Source organism: Mycobacterium kyogaense (genome assembly GCF_003254575.1).
Taxonomy (GTDB): Bacteria; Actinomycetota; Actinomycetes; order Mycobacteriales; family Mycobacteriaceae; genus Mycobacterium; species Mycobacterium kyogaense.
In genome coordinates, this window is sequence record NZ_QJUA01000053.1 from 1 (window position 1) to 18,284 (window position 18,284).

The following is an 18,284-nucleotide window of genomic DNA, read 5'->3' on the forward strand; positions in this document are numbered from 1 at the left end:
CCATCAAGACCGCCGCCCGCCCCCTGCCCTTGACCCCGCGGGAGCGCGAGATCGCCGAGCTCGTGTCGGCGGGCCTGTCCAACCGTGAGGTGGCCGAGGCGCTGACGCTGTCGGTGCGCACCGTCGAGGGCCACGTGTACCGCGCCTGCTTCAAACTCGACGTCGCCGACCGCGACGAACTGGCCCGGCTGATCCGCAGGAAGTCCTGACCGTCGGCCACCCTCGGGCATGGCCCACAATGGGCGGTGATGGATCAACAATCGTTCTACGACGCGGTCGGCGGCCACGAGACGTTCCAGCGGATCGTGTCACGGTTCTACGAGCAGGTGCGCGACGACGAGATCCTGCGTCCGCTCTACCCCGAGGACGAACTGGAGGCGGCCGAGGAGCGGCTGCTGCTGTTCCTCGAGCAGTACTGGGGCGGGCCACGCACCTATTCCGAGCAGCGCGGCCATCCCCGGCTGCGGATGCGGCACGCGCCGTTCCGGATCGGCTATCTCGAGCGTGATGCCTGGTTGCGCTGTATGCACACCGCGGTCGCCGAGATCGATTCCCAGACCCTCGACGACGCGCATCGCGGTGAACTGCTCGCGTACCTGGAGATGGCCGCCCAGTCGATGGTGAACTCCCCGTTCTGACCCACGTTTCTCCCGGCGACCAGACACGAACTCGAGTGACTCGCCCGAGAATTACTCGAGTTCGCGTCTGGTCGCGGGGAAACGTCAGTGCAGGACCACGGCCGGGTCGCCGCGGCGGCGGTACACCGTCCCGAAGCGCGCGTCGACCCGCAACCACGTCGCCGTCGTGCGCACCCGCACGACCTCGTCGTCACCCGCACCGTCGGGGACGAAGCCCATCGCGGTCAGCGCGAACACACAGCGCATCGGGACGCCGACCCGCTGCTCCCCCGAAGCAACCTCGACCACGTCCTGGTCGAGCAGCGACGTGGGCGGGCCGTGCCCACCGGTGTGCTCGCGGGCCAAGGCCGTGCCGCGCTGGGCCAGCGCGAACACCTCGCGGGCGGGGACGTCATCGAGGTGGACGAATCCGGTCTCGGGGGGCAGGGCGCCCCGCCACGCCGAGTCCATCGCGAACCCCGGGTCCACGTAGCCGTCCGGCGTCATCGCCGCGAGCCCGGTCAGCAGCGCGTCGGCCGCGACGGACAGGTCGGCCGGCCGCAGCCGTCCCCCGACCGTCCGGCTGGCCAGCACGTCGAACCCGGTGGAGACCCAGGCCGCCACCAGACCGCCCGGGCGCTCGCGTAGCCGTACCACCGCGGCCTCGTCCACGCCGCGGGCACGCTCGGCGAAAGCCGCGAGGTCGTCCCGGTGCGCGGGGTCGAGCCAGAGACCGCGTTCGCTCATCGGGCCCAGTGCTGCAGATACTCCCGCTGCGCAGCCGAGAGTCGTTGCAGCCGTTGCTCCTCGATGTGCACCGCGGCCAGCTGGGTCTCGGCGATGACGGCGGGTCGGGAATCGGGCGCGGCGCCGACACTGCGCACCTCGTAGGCGACCGTGAAATCGACCGAGCGCACCCGGGCGGTCCACATCGTCACCTGCAGCGGCGAGTCGATCAGCCGCAGCTGCGCCTTGTAGGCGATCTTCACATCGGCGATGAGCAGACCGATCGTGGTGATATCCGCTTCGAATGGCTCCCGCAGGAACGGAATTCGCGCCTCTTCGAGGATCGTGACCATCGTCGCGTGGTTGATGTGCTGGTACATGTCGATGTCCGACCAGCGCACGTGCACCGACGCCGTGAAGCCCTGCTGTGTCACCTCTGTGTCATCCCTGAATCACCCCGAAGTTCCCGTTCCACTCGTCCTGGTCATGCTGCGGATCTGGCGAGCCGCCACCGACAGAGTCGCCAGGTCGTGCTCACCACTTTCGTACAACTCGGTCAACGTGCGACGGGCGCGGGTGACCCGGTTGTTGTTGGTGAGCTCCCACTCGGCGATCTTCTCCTCGCCGTTCTCCTCGGGCTCGCCGACGGCCAGGACATCGAAGCTCAGCGCGCGCAGCGAGCCGTAGATGTCATCACGAATCGCCAACCGCGCCAACGAATGCCAGCGATCATCCCGGGACAGCCGGGACACCGCGGTGAGCAGGCCGTCGGTACCGAGATGATCCATCAGCGCGAAGTAGGTGTCGGCCACCTCGGCCGGGTCGCGGTCGACGATGTCGGCGACGTCGATGACGTCGAGCAGGCTGAACTGGTACAGGCCGGTGGCCACCTGGAACGCCAGCTCCTCGGACACGCCCTGCCCGCTGAACTCGCCGGCCTCTTTCATCACGATCGCCCGGTCGTCGCCACGCAACCACTCCGACATCTGCGGGGTCAGCGCCGCGACCTTGTCGGCGAAGCGGTTGATCTCGGCACCCACCGCCAGCGGCTGCGGCCGGTAGTTCAGCAGCCAACGGGCGGCACGGTCGATCAGCCGCCGCAGGTCCAGCGTCATCCGGTCGGTCACGGCCACCGATACGCCGTCGACGCCGGCGGCGCGGATTCGCCGCCACACCTGCCCGACCCCGAAGATCGCGTCGACGGCGACGAAGCTGCGCACCGCGTCGACCGACGAGACCCCGACGTCCTCGGCGACGCGGTAGGCGAACGAGATGCCTGCGGTGTCGACCACGTCGTTGACGAGCATCGTCGCGACGATCTCGCGGCGCAGCTGATGGGATCGGATCTCGGTGGCGAAGCGCTCCCGCAGCGTCGTCGGGAAGTACGACGGCAGCCGAGACGCGAACACCTCCTGATCGGGCAGATCACCGGCGAGCAGATCGTCTTTGAGTGCGAGCTTGACGTGCGCCATCAGCGTCGCCAATTCCGGTGAGGTCAGACCGATCCCGGCTTCGGCGCGGCGGCGGACCTCCTTCTCCGACGGCAGCGCCTCCAGTTCGCGATTGAGGCCACGCTCGTCGACGAAGTCCTTGATCATCCGCGCGTGCACCGACAGCATGCTGGCGGCGTTCGCGCGACTGGTGCCCATCAGATCGTTCTGACTTTCGTTGTCCACCAGGACGAGTCGGCCCACCTCGTCGGTCATCGACAGCAACAGGTCGGTGCGATCCTCGGCGGTCACCTTGTCGGCGGTGACCAGCGAGTCGATGAGGATCTTGATGTTCACCTCGTGGTCGGAGCAGTCGACGCCCGCGGAGTTGTCCAGCGCGTCGGTGTTGATTCGGCCGCCGACGAGGTCGAACTCGATACGGCCCAGCGACGTCACACCGAGGTTGCCGCCCTCGCCGATCACCTTGGCGCGCACCTGGTTTCCGTTGACGCGCACCGCGTCGTTGGCCCGGTCGCCCACATCGGACTCGGTCTCGGCCTTGACGTAGGTGCCGATGCCCCCGTTGAACAGCAGGTCCGCCGGCGCCTTCAGGATCGCCCGCATCAGAGCGGGCGGCGTCAACTCGGTCACACCGTCGTCGATGCCCAGCGCCGCGCGAGCCTCCGCGCTGATCGGGATCGACTTCTGCTCGCGGCTGTAGACGCCGCCACCGCGGCTGATCAGCGAGGCGTCGTAGTCCTCCCACGACGAGCGCGGCAGATCGAACAGGCGCTTGCGCTCCTGCCACGACCGCGCGGCATCGGGGTCGGGATCGATGAAGATGTGCCGATGGTCGAACGCGGCGAGGAGTCGGATGTGCTCGGAGAGCAGCATGCCGTTGCCGAACACATCGCCGCTCATGTCCCCCACGCCGACGACGGTGAAATCTTCACTCTGCGTGTCGATTCCCATCTCACGGAAGTGGCGCTTCACCGACTCCCAGGCACCCTTGGCGGTGATGCCCATCGCCTTGTGGTCGTAGCCGACCGAGCCGCCCGAGGCGAACGCGTCGCCCAGCCAGAAGCCGTAGGACTTGGCGACGTCGTTGGCGATGTCCGAGAACGTCGCGGTGCCCTTGTCGGCCGCGACGACGAGATAGGCGTCGTCGCCGTCGCGGCGCACCACACCCTCGGGGGTGACGATCGCCCCCGACGACTTGTCGACGTTGTCGGTCAGGTCGAGCAGCCCGGCGATGAACAGGCGGTAGCAGGCCACGCCCTCCTCGCGGGTGGCGTCACGGTCGACGGCGGCATCACCGGTGGGCGCCGGCGGCCTCTTGACGACGAAACCGCCCTTGGCGCCGACCGGCACGATCACCGCGTTCTTCACCGCCTGCGCCTTGACCAGGCCGAGGATCTCGGTACGGAAGTCCTCCCGCCGGTCCGACCAGCGGAGCCCGCCGCGGGCGACGAACCCGAAGCGCAGGTGCACACCTTCGACCCGCGGCGAGTACACGAAGATCTCGAATTTGGGCCGCGGCAGCGGCAATTCGTCGATCAGCTCTGAGTTCATCTTCAGTGACAGGACATTGCGTTCCCGCGCCGATCCCGCGCGGGTGACGAAGTAGTTCGTGCGCAACGTCGCCTGCATCATCGACGCGAACGCCCGCAGCACCCGGTCGGTGTCGAGGCTGACCAGCGCATCGATGTCCGCTGCCACTGCGGCAGCGGCAGCCTGGGCGTCGCGGCGGACGCCCGTCTGGTTCTCGGACGGACAAAACAATGCCTCGAACAGTTCGACCAGCGAGCGGGCCGTATCCGCGTTGTTGTTCAGCACGTCCTCTATGTGGGACTGACTGTACGAGAAGCCTGCCTGCTTCAGGTATTTCGCGTACGCCCGCAGCACCGTCACCTGCTGCCACGTCAGACCGGCCCGCAGCACCAGCTCGTTGAACCGGTCGATCTCGCAGTTGCCATGCCAGATCGCGGTGACGGCGTCGGCGAACCGCTCTGCCGTAGCGTGCCGTTCCGGTCCGGGGCCGGTCATCGGAATGCCGTGGTGCGGCGACACCTTGAATTGATAGATCCACACCGGCAGGCCGTCGGGCCGGGTGACGGTGAACGGGCGCTCCTCGAGCACCGTCACGCCCATCGACTGCAGCATCGGAAGCAACCGGCTCAGCGACGCCGACTGCCCGCCGAGGTACCAGATCAACGTCGAGATGCCGTCGACGGCGGTGTTCTCGGTGTCGTCGAGCACCAGCTTGACGGAGTTGTCCTCCAGCTGCTCGATGATCTCGATGTCGGCCAGGGCGTGCAGCGGCGTGACGGCCTGCTTGTAGACCTCGGGGAACGCCGCGGCGTAGTGCTCGGCGATGGTCTGGTCGGTCGACGCCGTCCGGACCGCACCGAGCATCCGGTCGGCCCAGGTGCGCGCGGCCTCGGTGAGCAGATCCTGGATGCGCGATTCGTTCTCGTCGGACACGTCGACATCGGCGACGCGCGACCCCTCGGGCAGTCGGACCGTGAAATGCACCAGCGCCCAGGGTGATTCGCTGACCCGCGCAGAGTAGTCGATGCTCACCCCGCCGAGCTCGCGCACCAGGATGTCCTGCATCTCCAGGCGCACGGCGGTGGTGTAGCGGTCTCGCGGCAGATACACCAGGCAGGAGACGAAGTGAGCCAGCGGATCGGCCCGCATGAACAGCAGGGTGCGGCGGCGCGAGCCGAGGTCGACGACTGCCATCGCCATGTCGAGCAGCGCGCGTGCCGACAGCGCGAACAGTTCCGAGCGCGGGATGGTCTGGATGATGTCGAGCAACAGTTGACCCGGGTGGCTGGGGTCGCGGTGCGCCATCGCGAGCGCGTCGTTGACCCGCCGCGAGATCAACGGGATCTCGAGCACGTTGGCGTTCATCGCGGCGACGGTGAACAGTCCGACGAAGCGGTGCTCGATCGCTGTGGAGTCAGCCCCGTCCCCGGCCTGCTCGCGCACGACCACGATCTGCGGGTAGGCGCCGTAGCGCAGGAAGCTCGGGATCGTCGCCTGAGCCAACGCGAGCAGTTCGTCCTTGTTGGTCAGCTGCGGAAGCACGTCCTGGCGCAACCGCAACACTCCGAGCCGGCTGGCAGCATCGACGGTGGCCTGCCCGTCGCGCACGGGGCAGCGCTGGTAGCCCAGCAGCACGAAGTGCCCATCGGCGAGCCAGCGCAGCAGCGCCGCGACGTCCTTGCGGTCGGCACTGGGAAAGCGCCGACCGGTGTCGCTGTCGAGTTCGGCGGCGAGCCCGCGCAGCGTGGCGCCCATGCTCTGCGAGTCCAGCGCTACCTGGCGGGCGTCGGCCAGCACGCGCGGCAGCAGGCGTTCGGCCTCGGCGAGCGCGCGCCGATCGACCGCGCTGGAGAGTTGGACGTGCACCCACGTCTCGTCGACACCGTCGCCGAACGTCGCCTCCGAGGACGGCACGATGTCGAGTAGTTCGCCGCCCGCGCCGCGGCGCACCCGGAAGACCGGGTTCATGATCGCCTTGTAGGCGACCCCGACGCGGTGCAGCAGCACCGTCACCGAGTCCATCAGCATCGCCGCGTTGTCGGTGATCACCTGCAGCGCCGGACCGAACCCGCCGGGCTCGTCGGCGCCGTAGACGGCGACCAGCGTTGCTCCGGCGGAGCGCTGGCGGCCCAACCGGTACTGCGCTTCGACCATCGCCTCGGAGCCGTCCGACGGGCGCCGCAACGGGCCCGTGACGGCGCCTTCCGAGCCGGGCGCACCGCCGTGAGGACCCCGATAGGTCTGCAGGTACGCGGGGATCAGACGATCGATCACCTCAGGGGTCAGGTGCTTCTCCGCCGCCCCGATCGCACCGGGATTCAACGACATCCGCCGCTCCTCCAGTCACATGCGCACCGGCCGCCGTTGGCTGCGACCGGCCGCAGGAGCGGTCGGTCACGTGGTCCGCACGACGAGACTATCCCCGCGTGAGCTTGCGGTGGGTGACCCGGTGCGGACGGGCTGCCTCGGCGCCGAGCCGCTCGACCTTGTTCTCCTCGTAACCGCCGAAGTTGCCCTCGAACCAGAACCATTTGGCCTCGTTGTCGGTGTCACCTTCCCACGCCAGGATGTGCGTGCAGGTGCGGTCCAGGAACCACCGGTCGTGGGAGATGACCACGGCGCATCCGGGGAACTGCTGCAGCGCGTTCTCCAGCGAGCTCAGCGTCTCGACGTCGAGATCGTTGGTGGGCTCGTCGAGCAGGATCAGGTTGCCGCCCTCTTTGAGCGTCAGCGCCAGATTCAGCCGGTTGCGTTCACCGCCGGAGAGCACGCCCGCGGGCTTCTGCTGGTCCGGGCCTTTGAAGCCGAAGGCCGACACGTAGGCGCGCGACGGGATCTCGTTCTGGCCCACCTCGATGTAGTCCAGGCCGTCCGAGACCACCTCCCAGACGGTCTTCTTGGGGTCGATACCGGCGCGGCTCTGGTCGACGTAGCTCAGCTTGACCGTTTCACCGACCTTGACGGTCCCGCTGTCGGGCTGCTCGAGTCCGACGATCGTCTTGAACAGCGTGGTCTTGCCGACACCGTTGGGTCCGATCACGCCGACGATGCCGTTGCGCGGCAAGGTGAACGACAGGTCTTTGATCAGTTGTCTGCCGTCGAAGCCCTTGTCGAGGTGTTCGACCTCCACCACGACGTTGCCCAGCCGCGGGCCGACGGGGATCTGGATCTCCTCGAAGTCGAGCTTGCGGGTCTTCTCGGCCTCGGCGACCATCTCCTCGTACCGGGAGAGACGGGCCTTGCTCTTGGCCTGCCGGGCCTTGGCGCCCGAACGCACCCACTCCAGTTCGTCCTTGAGTCGCTTCTGCAGTTTGGCGTCCTTGCGGCCCTGCACGGCGATGCGCTCGGCCTTCTTCTCCAGGTAGGTCGAGTAGTTGCCCTCGTATGGGTAGGCGCGGCCGCGGTCGAGTTCGAGGATCCACTCGGCGACGTTGTCCAGGAAGTACCGGTCGTGCGTGACGGCCAGGATCGCGCCCTGGTACTCGGCGAGGTGCTGCTCGAGCCACAGCACGCTCTCGGCGTCGAGGTGGTTGGTCGGCTCGTCGAGCAGCAGCAGATCCGGCTTGGACAGCAGCAGCTTGCACAGCGCGACGCGGCGCTTCTCACCACCGGAGAGGTGGGTCACCGGCTCGTCGGCGGGCGGGCAGCGCAGCGCGTCCATGGCCTGCTCGAGCTGGCTGTCGATGTCCCACGCGTCGGCGGCGTCGAGCTCCTCCTGCAGCGCGCCCATCTCTTCCATGAGCTCATCGGTGTAGTCGGTCGCCATCAGCTCGGCGACCTCGTTGTACCGGTTGAGTTTGGCCTTGATGGCCACGCCCTCTTCGACGTTCTCGCGAACGGTCTTGGTCTCGTCGAGCTGGGGTTCCTGCATGAGGATGCCCACGGTGGCGCCCGGCGCCAGGAACGCGTCGCCGTTGTTGGGCTGGTCCAAACCGGCCATGATCCGCAAGACGCTCGACTTACCGGCCCCGTTGGGGCCGACGACGCCGATCTTCGCGCCCGGAAGGAAATTCAGGGTGACGTCGTCAAGGATGACCTTGTCGCCGTGCGCCTTGCGGACCTTCCGCATCGTGTAGATGAATTCGGCCATGCCTCTGATATCGCCTTTCTCAGGTCGTCGCGATCTGCGAGAGCCCGGGCCCATCCTAGGCGCGGCCACGATGCCGGGTGAGGGTGGCGGCGTTCGGCGCTACGCGCTGAGCGCCAGTGCGTCGCTGTCGTCGGCGCTCGCCTCCGTGGATGGCCCGTCGCTGTTCGCGGTGTCGGTGTCGGTGTCGGAACCGCTCTCAGGGCCCGACTCGGCGGGCTGCTCGGAGTGCCTGCGCTTGTCGATGCGGGCGATGCACCGCGCCAGGTCCGGACCCACGGAGGTGGCCCTGATCTCCAGCGACGAGCGGCGGTTGCCGTCGCGGTCTTCGTATTCGCTGGTGTACACGTTGCCGACAACGATCACCGCGTCTCCCTTCCCCAGGCCCGCACCGACGCCGGTGACCAGGCGCCCCCAGCAGTTGACCGTCGCGTAGAGCGAGTTGCCCGGCTCCCACGTGCCGTCGGCGGTGCGGCGGCGCGAGTTGCTCGCGACGCGGAACTTGAACAGTTCCTGGTCGCCGACCCAGCGGCGCTCGGGGCTGGTGACGATGGTGCCGACGACGGTGATCGGTGTCTCGAACATGGTGGTTCTCTTTCTCTCGAGGCTGCGGCACGGGCACGGCGCCCGCGCCGTCGATGACACGTCCATTGACGGCGGAGGTACCGACACCGCGGCCGCTCCCGGGCTCGCCGAGCGGCAAGGCTGTGGATGAAACGCGCTCTGGGGATGACGGCCTTAAGTTGGGCGGATGGCCGCCGACCTGACCTCCCTGCCCGGGGCACGCCTCGTCCCTCGCATGCAGGTACCGCCGGACGCCGTCGGCATCATGCCGACCGCGGCGGTGGTTCCCGACCCGGTCGTGGTTCTGGCGCCGGACCTGGACACAGCCGACCGGGCGATGCCGGCACTCGCGGCGGACCCACACCGCGGTCGTTGGCCGGCCGACGTCCGGTTCGCCGCGCCCCCGGACGCGGTCATCGGCGCCGGCTCGGCGCTGCCGGCCGAGGTGCGCCGGGCACTACCGACGATCCACTCACTGCCCGATTTGCCGACCGCCGTGCCCGACGGGATGGACGCGATCGTGACGACCGAGTTGCGCCACGGCGACTTCTGCGGCGTCGCGGTACGCGTGGCCGACACCTCTGTCTGGGTGCTGGCCCGTCCTTTCGACGACGCCGTCGCGCTCGACCTCGCCGCCGCACTGCTGGGACGTGAGTGGACCGACGTGTGGCCGCTCGCCGTCGCAGGCCCGGTCGAGTTGGTGGTCTTCGGCGCACATCTGCGGGGCGGACCGCTGGCCCACCAGCTGACCGACCTCGGCGCGCGCTGGGCCGGGGAGATCACGACTGCCCCGCGCTACCGCATGACGGTGGTGCCGTCCTCCCCCACCAAGCCCGCGGTCAGTCGGGTGGCCGAGGGCGCCACCGGGGCGGCGCTGTACGGGCAGCGGTGGCTGATGTCGGCGGCTGCGCTGGGCCGATTCCTGGTGGCGCTGCCGCCGCCGATGCAGCTGGGCAAGGTCGAGTGCGCCGACGGGTCCTGGCGTACGGGGTTCGGCTGCGATGCGTCCGCCGCCGCCGGCGTGGACGTCACCGCGTACGGAAGCTGGCCCGCCGCGGTCGCCGCCGGGGCGGTGTAGTCGCGAGAGTCAGCTGTCGGCGCGGTCGCGGCGCGCCAGCTCGGCGAGCATCGCGTTGTAGGCGGCCAGGTCCGCATCGTCGTCGCGGTCGGCGGCGCGGTCGAGACGGCGGGCGGTCCTGTCGTCGGTGCGCCGCCACTGCACGAACAGCGCGATCAACACCACCACGAGCGGCACCTCGCCGGCCGCCCAGGCGATGGCCCCGCCCAGACGTTGGTCGGCCAGCAGGTCGGTGTGCCAGGGCAGGGCCAGGGACCGGTAGAAGTCGCCCCCGATCGCGGTGTTGGTCCCCATCAGCACGACGCCGAAGAACGCGTGCAGCGGGAGTGAGGCGAACACCATGGCGAGCTTGGCGATCGGCGGCAACGGCCGCGGTGTCGGGTCGACGCCGATCACGACCCAGTAGAAGAGGTAGCCGCTGAGCAGGAAGTGCACGTTCATCGCCAGGTGCGCGGCGTGGCTGCCGACCACGGCGTCGAAGATGCCGCCGAAGTAGAGCCCGTAGAAGCCGACGATGAACAGAGCTGTCGCCACGAACGGATTGGTCAGCACCCGCGACACCCGCGAATGCAGCGCCGCGAGCAGCCACTCCCGCAGGCCCGGCGGGGCACCCCGGCCGGCGGCCGGCAACGCTCGCAGCGCCAGCGTGACCGGGGCGCCGAGCACCAGCAGGATCGGCACCAGCATGGACAGCAGCATGTGCGCGATCATGTGCATGCTGAACATCGCCGGCATGTAGCGGCCGAGGCCCGACGACGTCGTGAACAGCAGCAGCAGGCAGCCCAGCAGCCAGGCCACCACCCTGCCGGCCGGCCACGCGTCGCCCCGCCGGCGCAACCTCCGGACCCCGGCCAGGTACAGCCCGGCGAACAGCACCGCGGCGGTGCCGAAGACCAGGTCGAACCGCCAGTCGAACAGGAGGCGGGCCACCGTCGGCGGGCCGGCCAGGTCGTAGCCGATCTCGACCGCGGGGATGGACAGATTGGTCTCCAGCGGTGGCGGCGGTGGAGTCCGCCCGAGGGCGACGGCCACCCCGAAGGTCAGCCCGAAGACCACCGCTTCCACCAGCGCCAGCCGGATCAGCGCGCCGCGTTCCGGCCGATCGGCGGCCAACGCGGCGACTCCGCGGCGACGCTGCTGCCACCCGAGGATTCCCAGGGTCACGAGCGCAGCTGACTTGGCGAGTAGCAACCAGCCGTACCGGGTGTGGACGAGGTCCTCCGGACGCACCCGCACCAGCGCGTTGATGACACCGCTGAACGCCATCGCGACGAAGCACCACAGCGCCACCGCCGAGAAGCGTCGCGCGGCCAGGTGATCGTGCACTCCGGTGCCGCCACGCAACGCGTGCACCAGAAGTGCCAGCAGTCCCCCGGCCCACACCGCGCCGGCGATCAGGTGCACCAGGAGGCTGTTGGTCGCGATGTCGTGTGATCCGCCCGAGGACGAGTGTCCGGTCAGGGCCAGCGGAAGCAACGTCATTAGCGACCCGGCGAAGAGCACCGGCGTCCACGACCAGCGCAACACCGGGATGCTGACCACGGTCACGACAGCAGCGAACAGTGCGGTCCACCGCCAGGCACCTGCGATGTCGATGAGGTCGGCCACCGACCAGATGTCGGCCGGGCTCAGCCGCGTCATCAGGGGCTGACCGCTGATGTCCGAGACGGTCAGCGGAACCATCAGCACCGCGCACACGGTCCACAACGCCGCCGCGGCGGTGCCGACCCGCAACGCCCGGTACCCGTCGACGTCGAGGACCCCGGTCGCCTGCGGCGGCACCAGGAACGCCGCGAACAGGAACGACCCGGTCGCGATCACTGCGGCGATCTCGCCGGCCGCCTTGACGAACGGCAGTCCGTAGGTGGTCACGGGACCCGGGTCCGGCAGGCCGGTCGCGGTGAGCGCATCGGCCAGCGACAGCGCCGACAGCGCCGCCGCGGTCATACCCGCCAGCACCGCGACACCGTAGAGCAGCGGCCACACCGAGGCGCGGCGCGCCCGCACGGGCGCGGCGGAGCCGGCGAGAGTCATGCGTCCAGCGTATGACCTGCCCGCGGGTGACCCATCACACCGCCCGCTCGCGCAGCTGGCGGCGGCTGCGCTCCCGCGCGACGAACTGCTTGCGGGCGTACCGGTCGACGGTGTTCATGTCGGCCAGGATGCCGCGCAACTCGTTACGGAAGGCTGTGCGCCGCTCTTCGAGATCGGCAGCCGGCTCGAGCAGATGGTGGTCGGCAGCGACCTGGCGCGCGGTGGTGAACAGCAGCGCCGACACCGACTCGTTGCTCTGGACTCGCCCTTGCGCCACGTACTGCCGACCCAGCCCCAGCGCCTTGGCGGTGAGGTCCTTTTCCGAGATGTCGGCGGGGGCGTCGATCAGCGCGTCGGCGACGATCTGGTACGCCTCGAAGAAAGGCCGCAGCAGCGGACCGGCGATCGTCGGCCGCTTGACCCGCAGCACGGCGTCGATCCGCTCGCCGCCCGCGGCGACGTCGCTCTCCCAGTCGTCGTGCCAGGACATCTCCTCCGCCACGTGCGCGCGGAACGCCGCGGAGTCGGCGAAGTAGAAGTCGAACTTCAACAGATCGCGCAGATGCATCACCTGCGTCCAGAACGCCTGGACCCGGTCGCCGTCGCTGCGGGCGGCATACGCCAACGCCAGTTCGACCAGTGACGTCTCGAGGAACGCGTCGATCAGCGAGTTGCGGTAGAACGCCGCCTCGAGCTCGTCCTGCGGCGCGATGTACCACACGGTCTCGCGGCCACCGTCCACACGAGTCACCGGGTGCCCGCCCGAGAGCGCGTCCAGGGCGGCACGAACACCGTCGGGGGTACGTAACCGCAACGCGCTGTTGGTCATCGGGGTCTGTTTGCGCTCGAGGTAGTCCAGCGAATCGCCCAGCGTGTGGTGCAACTGGTCGAGGGTGAGTGCGACACCGCGGGTGGCCAGCAGCAGCGCCGACACCAAGGCGGTCGCGTTGACCGGGGTCACCTGCACGATGCGCCACGCCACTTCGAACGCCATCTTCTGCAGGGCAAGGCGTTTGGCGGCCTCGTCGGTGGTCATCGGGCCGTGCGGCTCGCCGAGGTACTCGCGCATCGACACTGCGCGCGGGAATCGGACGTAGATCTTCCCGTAGTTGCGTTCCCCTTGCGCGCGAATGTAATTGACGAGCCAGGACAGCCCCTCGGGGGTCTTCTCTCCGCCCCGCGCATAGGACGCGTACTCGGCGGTCTCGTGCAGTTGGTCGAAGCTGATCGACACCGGCTGCAGCAAGATGTCGTCGCTACGGCCGTCGAGGTACGCGTCGGCGACGTAGGCGAGCAGACCGAGTTTGGGCGGCAACATCTTTCCGGTGCGCGACCGGGTGCCCTCGATCGCCCAGGCGAGGTTGAAGCGCTTCTCGACGATGTAGCCGACGAATTGGCGCAGCACGTACTTGTACAGCGGGTCGTCGAGTTTGCGGCGCAGGAAGATCACGCCGGAGCGGCGCATCAGCGGTCCCATCGCGCCGAACGACAGATTGATGCCCGCGAAGGTGTGCACCGGCGGGAGTCGGTTCTCCTGCATCGCGACGGGCACGATCGCACCGTCGAGATAGGAGCGGTGCGAGAACAGCAAGACGGCCGGGTGGGCCTCGAGCGCGTGACGCATCGCCTCGACCTCGGTGCGGTCGTAGTCGATGTTCGGGTCGAAGCCCCGACTGAAGATGGCCCTACCCAGAGACGGGATCAGGTCGACCGAGAAACGGCTCCACCCGGTCCCCAACTCGTCGAGCATCTCGCCGGCCTTCTCGACGGTGGCGCCGGGGATCTGCTCGAGCCCCTGCCGGAACCGCGCCGACGAGAGCACCTCGGGTTTGATCAGCCGGGGCGACTTGTACTCGGGTCCGAGCAGCCGCAACTCCACGCGCTCGATGGCCAGGATCGCCCGTCGAAGCACGAAACGCGCGAATTCTCTGGGATTTTCGGCGGTGGTGTTCTCACTCCAGTTCTGCCGTAGCTCCGAGACTTTCGCCGGCTCGCCGGCGACCACGCGGGCGCGCGACGGATCACGCTTGAGGATGCTGCGTTGTAGCACCCGCGGCGGGCAGTACGTGTCTCGTCCCGAGACCAGCGCCACCACCTTCGAGCGGGTCGGCAATCCGCCGGGCACCCAGAAGACGCGCACCGGGACGACCGAGCGGTCCTCGTCGGCTTCGAGCATCTCGACGAGCCGGGCGAGGACAGCCGGTGGCGGATCGTCGTCGGCGGGGAGCTTGAGCACCTCGATCTTGCTCTCCGGGTGCGCACTGCGCTGTTGGTGCAGCCAATCGGCGAGCAGCGACTCTTCCGCCGGCGACGACACCGACGCGAGGACCAGGGTGTCGTCGACAGCCGTGAACGCCGTGATGTCGGCGGCGCGGACCTTCACGGCCGGCCCTTTGCGGCGGTCTTCTTCGCGGGCTGCTTCGCGGCCGGAGCTTCCTCGGCTGCCGCCTTTTTGGCCGGGGCCTTCTTGGCCGGGGCCTTCTTGGCCGGCGCCTTCTTGGCCGGCGCCTTCGTGGCAGCCTTGTCCGTCGCGCCCTGGCGGCGGTACAGCTCGGGCTCGGGCAACTCGTCGTGCGGCCAGTCCTTGAGCGTGTCCAGGTAGAGCTGACGCACTTCGGCGATTCGCTCGGTCAGGTTGTCGTGGGTCCACCCGTCGACCGGAATGGGCGGATAGACAACGACATCGACGGTGCCCGGGTTGAAGGTGCTGGAGTCGCGGGCCGCGATGACTTCGGCGTTGCGGATCACGATCGGCACGATCGGGATGCCCGCCGACATCGCGATGCGGAACGGCCCCTTCTTGAACTCCCCCACCTCGGTGGTGTCCAACCGCGTGCCCTCGGGCGCGATCAGAATCGACACGCCCTTGCGGGCGAGCTCCTCGACCTTCTTGAGACCTTCGACCGCCTTCTGCGGATCGTCACGATCGATGAACGCGGCGTCCATGATCCGGCCCATCGTTCCGACGATCGGGTCGTTCTCCAGTTCCTTCTTGCCCACCGAGGTGAAGTTGTCGCTGACGAGTCTGCCGGCGATCATCGGGTCGGCCTGGTTGCGGTGGTTGAAGATGAACACCGCGGGCCGCTGCGCGGTCAGGTTCTCCTCACCGAGCACGTTGAGGTTGATGCCGACCGCGGTCATCAGCGTCCGGCTGAAGACCGAGGTGAAGAAGTTGACACCGGTGCGCCGGTTGCGGGTCAGCAGCCCGACGCCCAACGCACCCCACGCCACCGGAACCATCGACGCGATGCCGGCCGCGGTGCGCAGCTGCGAGACCGGGTTGGCGCCGCTGCGGCTGCTGAACCGCAGGATCGGCCAGCCACGCTTGGCGGCCACGGCGGCCATCTTGCCCGCGGGGTTGGTGGGCCGAGGGTTGCCGACGAGGTACATCAGCGCGACGTCCTCGTCCCCGTCTGCATAGAAGTAACTCTTCGACAGGTCCACGCCGTTGGCGGTGGCGAACTCCTGCACGGCCCGGGCCTTCCCCGGGCCCCAGATGATCGGCCGCTCCACCTCGCCGGTGATCAAGCCGTCCTCGTCGGTCTCGAACTTGTTGCTCAGCACGTTCTCGATGCCCAGGAACCGGGCGACGGGCTCCACCTGCACCGTGAGCGCCGACGAGCTGAGCACCACGGTGTGGCCGCGCGCCATGTGGGCCCGCACCAGCTGGCGCATCTCGGGATAGATGCGGCCGACGATCTTCTGCGCGAACAGCCGTTCGGCCAGCTCGTCGATGTCGTCCACGGAATTCCCGCGCAGCATCCGGGCACCCTTGCCGATGAGGTCTTCGAACTCCGAGCGCCCCAGTTGATGATTCAGCCCGGCCTGCACCATCCCGATGAACTCACCGACCGACATCTGGCGCCGCCGCAGCCGGTCCTGCGTCATCACCACCCCGGTGAACCCTGCGACCAGGGTGCCGTCGAGATCGAAGAACGCGCCGATCTCGGGCCCTTCCGGGCTCGCCTCGATCTCGGCGACCGAACCCGGTAGGCGCATCTGGGGGTTGTCAGGGCTCACTGTGCGGCACTTCCCTTCGTCGAGGCGGCATGGAGGGGCGTCGAGGTCTCGGCGGTGAACGTTGCCGGGTGGGCACGTCCGTCGCCGCCGAGCGCGAGGACTTCATCGAAGCCTGCCAGCAGACATCGCGCCAGCAGCGCCGGATCGGTGATCGCGGCGCGGTCGTAGCGCGCGGTGACCGTGCAGTAGCCGGAGCGGGAGATCAGCACCACCATCATCGCCACTCCGGGAAGCGGGCCGAGGCCGTACTGCCGCAGCACCTGAGCCCCGGCGATGAACGTGTCGCCCGCATAGACCGGCACGTTGCTGGCCTGCACGTCGGAGTTCACGATCGACCCGGCCATCGACTCGAGCACGCTGTCGGGCAGCAGGGACACGACGGGTGCGATCGCACCGACCATGTCGAGCGCGCGCTCGTCGCGCTTACGGGTCATCTGCGTCCTGATGTCACGGATGCGCACCGCCGGGTCGGTGAGTCCGATCGGGGCGGCGAGGTTGACGCCGGCGAACCTGTTCCCGCCCGCGGGGTCCGCCTCGGAACGAAGATTCACCGGCACAGCCATCGGCACCGTGTCGACCGGAACGCCCATGGCCTGGTGGTAAAGCCGCAACGCTCCGCACAGACCCGCGAGATACGCGTCGTTGATGGAGCCGCCGGCGGCCTTGGCCGCGCGGTGCAGGTCACCGAACGCGATATCGATGGCCTCGCTGCGGCTCGACAGGGAACGTCGGCGTAGCAGTGGGGACGGATCGGCGACCGGCCCGATCACGCGGGCACCCGACATCGCGTAGTCGACCGCGCTGCCCAGCCGCGAGACCGGGTCGCGCACGACGTGACCGACGGCCTGCGCGGCACCGAACAGCGCGTCGCGCACCCCGCCGGCGATCGTGCTGGGCAGGCGATTGAGTCCCTGGCGCATCAGGTCGTTGGGAGACAGATCGGCCGGGATGGGCAGCGGCGGAACCGGCTGCTCGGGCGGATGACGTTCGAGGTCGTACAGATTCGCGAACATCTCGACCCCACCCACGCCGTCGGTGACGGCGTGGCTGAGGTGCACCATCAGCGCGGCCTGACCGTCGTGCACCCCTTCGATCAAGGTGGCCGTCCACAGCGGGCGGGAGATGTCCAGCGGTGATTGCGCCGCCACCTCGGCCAGATCCATCACCTGCCGGAAGCTGCCCGGCTCGGGGACCCGAACGCGGCGGAGGTGGAAATCGAGGTTGAAGTCCGGGTCGACGACCCAGCGTGGGGCCGCGGTCGGCAGCGTCGGGATCACGACCTTCTGGCGCAGCCGCAGCACTTTGCGGGACGCGGTGTCGAAGCGCGTGCGGAAGGTGTTCCAGTCGGGAGTGGTGTCGAGCAATTCGACGGTCAGGATGCCGGAGCGCGTCCGCGGGTTGGCCTCGCCGCGGTGCAGGATCTGGTCGAGGGGGCTGAGCTCTTCGGGCAGTCCAGCCGCGTCCAGGTCCCGCGGATCAGTCATGGCCACCACGCTAGTCGGCCACCCTGTGACGCGGAGCGGCTTTAGAGCCTCCGCGCGACAGCCACGAGGCAGTCGAGCGTGAATCCAGAATTCAGGACGAACAGGGCCAACCGTGAGGCAACTCGCGGAAAGCGGAGGCGTCAAGTACACCGGCACGCTGCCCGTTCCTGCTCGAAACCATGCATAGAGTGACGGAAGAACCGGGCGCAAGGGGATTGACGTAGTAGCACTGATCTGTGTCCGGACAGTAGATCGCCACCGCGTCAATTGAGGTCTTGTCGATTTGGGTCGAATGCGTGCCCGCCCTATCCGCCCAACTCGATCGGAACTGCACCTTCACGGCGCCCGATCGCGCCGAGCGATACTTCACCTGTAGGCGTGTGAAACTTCCAGCGCCATAGGCCACTAAGTCGAAGGGGGCATGTTCCGTGGCAGGAAACAGAATCGTGAAACCTTTGGCGACCAGATCCGCGTGAACCTTCGCGATTCCCAAGTCGCCTTTGTCCTTCGTATGGTGCCCCGCCACGCCTCCAGATTAGAAGGTGACAGCGCACCTCGAATGCATCAATCGGTCGAGCTAGGTAGGCGCGATACACTCCTCCGAGCGTTGCCTCCGTAGCTCAGTGGATAGAGCGACCGCCTTCTAAGCGGTTGGCCGCAGGTTCGATCCCTGCCGGGGGCGCTCTCGGCCGT

13 protein-coding genes and 1 tRNA gene are annotated in these 18,284 nt (G+C 68.5%); 4 read left to right on the forward strand and 10 right to left on the reverse strand.

The window, feature by feature from the left end; all coding sequences use genetic code 11:
* Together DMB80_RS24780 and DMB80_RS24785 are read left to right on the forward strand one after the other, a co-directional pair.
* A partial coding sequence (locus DMB80_RS24780) for a response regulator transcription factor (RefSeq protein WP_162938698.1) occupies positions 1 to 209 on the forward strand: 209 nt, incomplete at its 5' end.
* Positions 210 to 248: 39 nt separating this feature from the next.
* On the forward strand, positions 249 to 638 hold the full coding sequence (locus tag DMB80_RS24785) for a globin (RefSeq protein WP_046365899.1): 390 nt from the start codon (positions 249 to 251) through the stop codon (positions 636 to 638).
* A gap of 84 nt (positions 639 to 722) precedes the next feature.
* Here the strand turns inward: DMB80_RS24785 and DMB80_RS24790 are convergent, their stop codons facing one another.
* The 5 genes from DMB80_RS24790 to DMB80_RS24810 form a co-directional block, all read right to left on the reverse strand.
* Positions 723 to 1,373: a DUF8010 domain-containing protein gene (locus DMB80_RS24790; RefSeq protein ID WP_205538906.1), complete on the reverse strand. Its 651-nt coding sequence runs from the start codon at positions 1,371 to 1,373 to the stop codon at positions 723 to 725.
* A complete protein-coding gene (locus DMB80_RS24795; RefSeq protein ID WP_111512288.1) occupies positions 1,361 to 1,777 on the reverse strand; it encodes an acyl-CoA thioesterase in 417 nt (138 codons plus the stop codon). Before DMB80_RS24795 ends, DMB80_RS24790 begins: the two co-directional genes overlap by 13 nt.
* A gap of 18 nt (positions 1,778 to 1,795) precedes the next feature.
* The gene (locus tag DMB80_RS24800) at positions 1,796 to 6,652 is read right to left on the reverse strand and encodes an NAD-glutamate dehydrogenase (RefSeq protein WP_162938699.1); all 4,857 of its coding nucleotides are present in this window, start codon (positions 6,650 to 6,652) and stop codon (positions 1,796 to 1,798) included.
* A gap of 88 nt (positions 6,653 to 6,740) precedes the next feature.
* Entirely contained in the window at positions 6,741 to 8,414 is a 1,674-nt protein-coding gene (gene ettA, locus DMB80_RS24805) for an energy-dependent translational throttle protein EttA (protein ID WP_046365896.1), read from the reverse strand.
* A 99-nt stretch (positions 8,415 to 8,513) separates the two neighbouring features.
* Positions 8,514 to 8,996, reverse strand: a complete 483-nt coding sequence (locus tag DMB80_RS24810) for a single-stranded DNA-binding protein (protein ID WP_111512289.1) — start codon at positions 8,994 to 8,996, stop codon at positions 8,514 to 8,516.
* Positions 8,997 to 9,162: 166 nt separating this feature from the next.
* On the opposite strand from DMB80_RS24810, the gene DMB80_RS28435 reads away from it, so the two are divergent.
* Positions 9,163 to 10,053, forward strand: a complete 891-nt coding sequence (locus DMB80_RS28435; protein WP_205538904.1) for an allophanate hydrolase-related protein — start codon at positions 9,163 to 9,165, stop codon at positions 10,051 to 10,053.
* Between the two features lie 9 nt (positions 10,054 to 10,062).
* Here the strand turns inward: DMB80_RS28435 and DMB80_RS24820 are convergent, their stop codons facing one another.
* The 5 genes from DMB80_RS24820 to DMB80_RS24840 form a co-directional block, all read right to left on the reverse strand.
* On the reverse strand, positions 10,063 to 12,087 hold the full coding sequence (locus tag DMB80_RS24820) for a bifunctional copper resistance protein CopD/cytochrome c oxidase assembly protein (RefSeq protein WP_111512290.1): 2,025 nt from the start codon (positions 12,085 to 12,087) through the stop codon (positions 10,063 to 10,065).
* 34 nt (positions 12,088 to 12,121) lie between these two features.
* The gene (locus tag DMB80_RS24825; RefSeq protein ID WP_111512291.1) at positions 12,122 to 14,470 is read right to left on the reverse strand and encodes a glycerol-3-phosphate 1-O-acyltransferase; all 2,349 of its coding nucleotides are present in this window, start codon (positions 14,468 to 14,470) and stop codon (positions 12,122 to 12,124) included.
* Positions 14,467 to 16,086 carry an HAD-IB family hydrolase/lysophospholipid acyltransferase family protein gene (locus DMB80_RS24830; protein WP_111512297.1) on the reverse strand — a complete coding sequence of 540 codons (1,620 nt, stop codon included), beginning with the start codon at positions 16,084 to 16,086 and terminating at the stop codon, positions 14,467 to 14,469. Before DMB80_RS24830 ends, DMB80_RS24825 begins: the two co-directional genes overlap by 4 nt.
* 17 nt (positions 16,087 to 16,103) lie before the next feature.
* On the reverse strand, positions 16,104 to 17,591 hold the full coding sequence (locus tag DMB80_RS24835) for a wax ester/triacylglycerol synthase family O-acyltransferase (RefSeq protein ID WP_111512298.1): 1,488 nt from the start codon (positions 17,589 to 17,591) through the stop codon (positions 16,104 to 16,106).
* A 91-nt stretch (positions 17,592 to 17,682) separates the two neighbouring features.
* The gene (locus DMB80_RS24840) at positions 17,683 to 18,117 is read right to left on the reverse strand and encodes a group I intron-associated PD-(D/E)XK endonuclease (RefSeq protein ID WP_111512292.1); all 435 of its coding nucleotides are present in this window, start codon (positions 18,115 to 18,117) and stop codon (positions 17,683 to 17,685) included.
* Between the two features lie 83 nt (positions 18,118 to 18,200).
* Between DMB80_RS24840 and DMB80_RS24845 the strand changes: the two genes are divergently transcribed.
* Positions 18,201 to 18,273 (forward strand) — tRNA-Arg (locus DMB80_RS24845).
* The last annotated feature ends 11 nt before the right edge of the window (positions 18,274 to 18,284 follow it).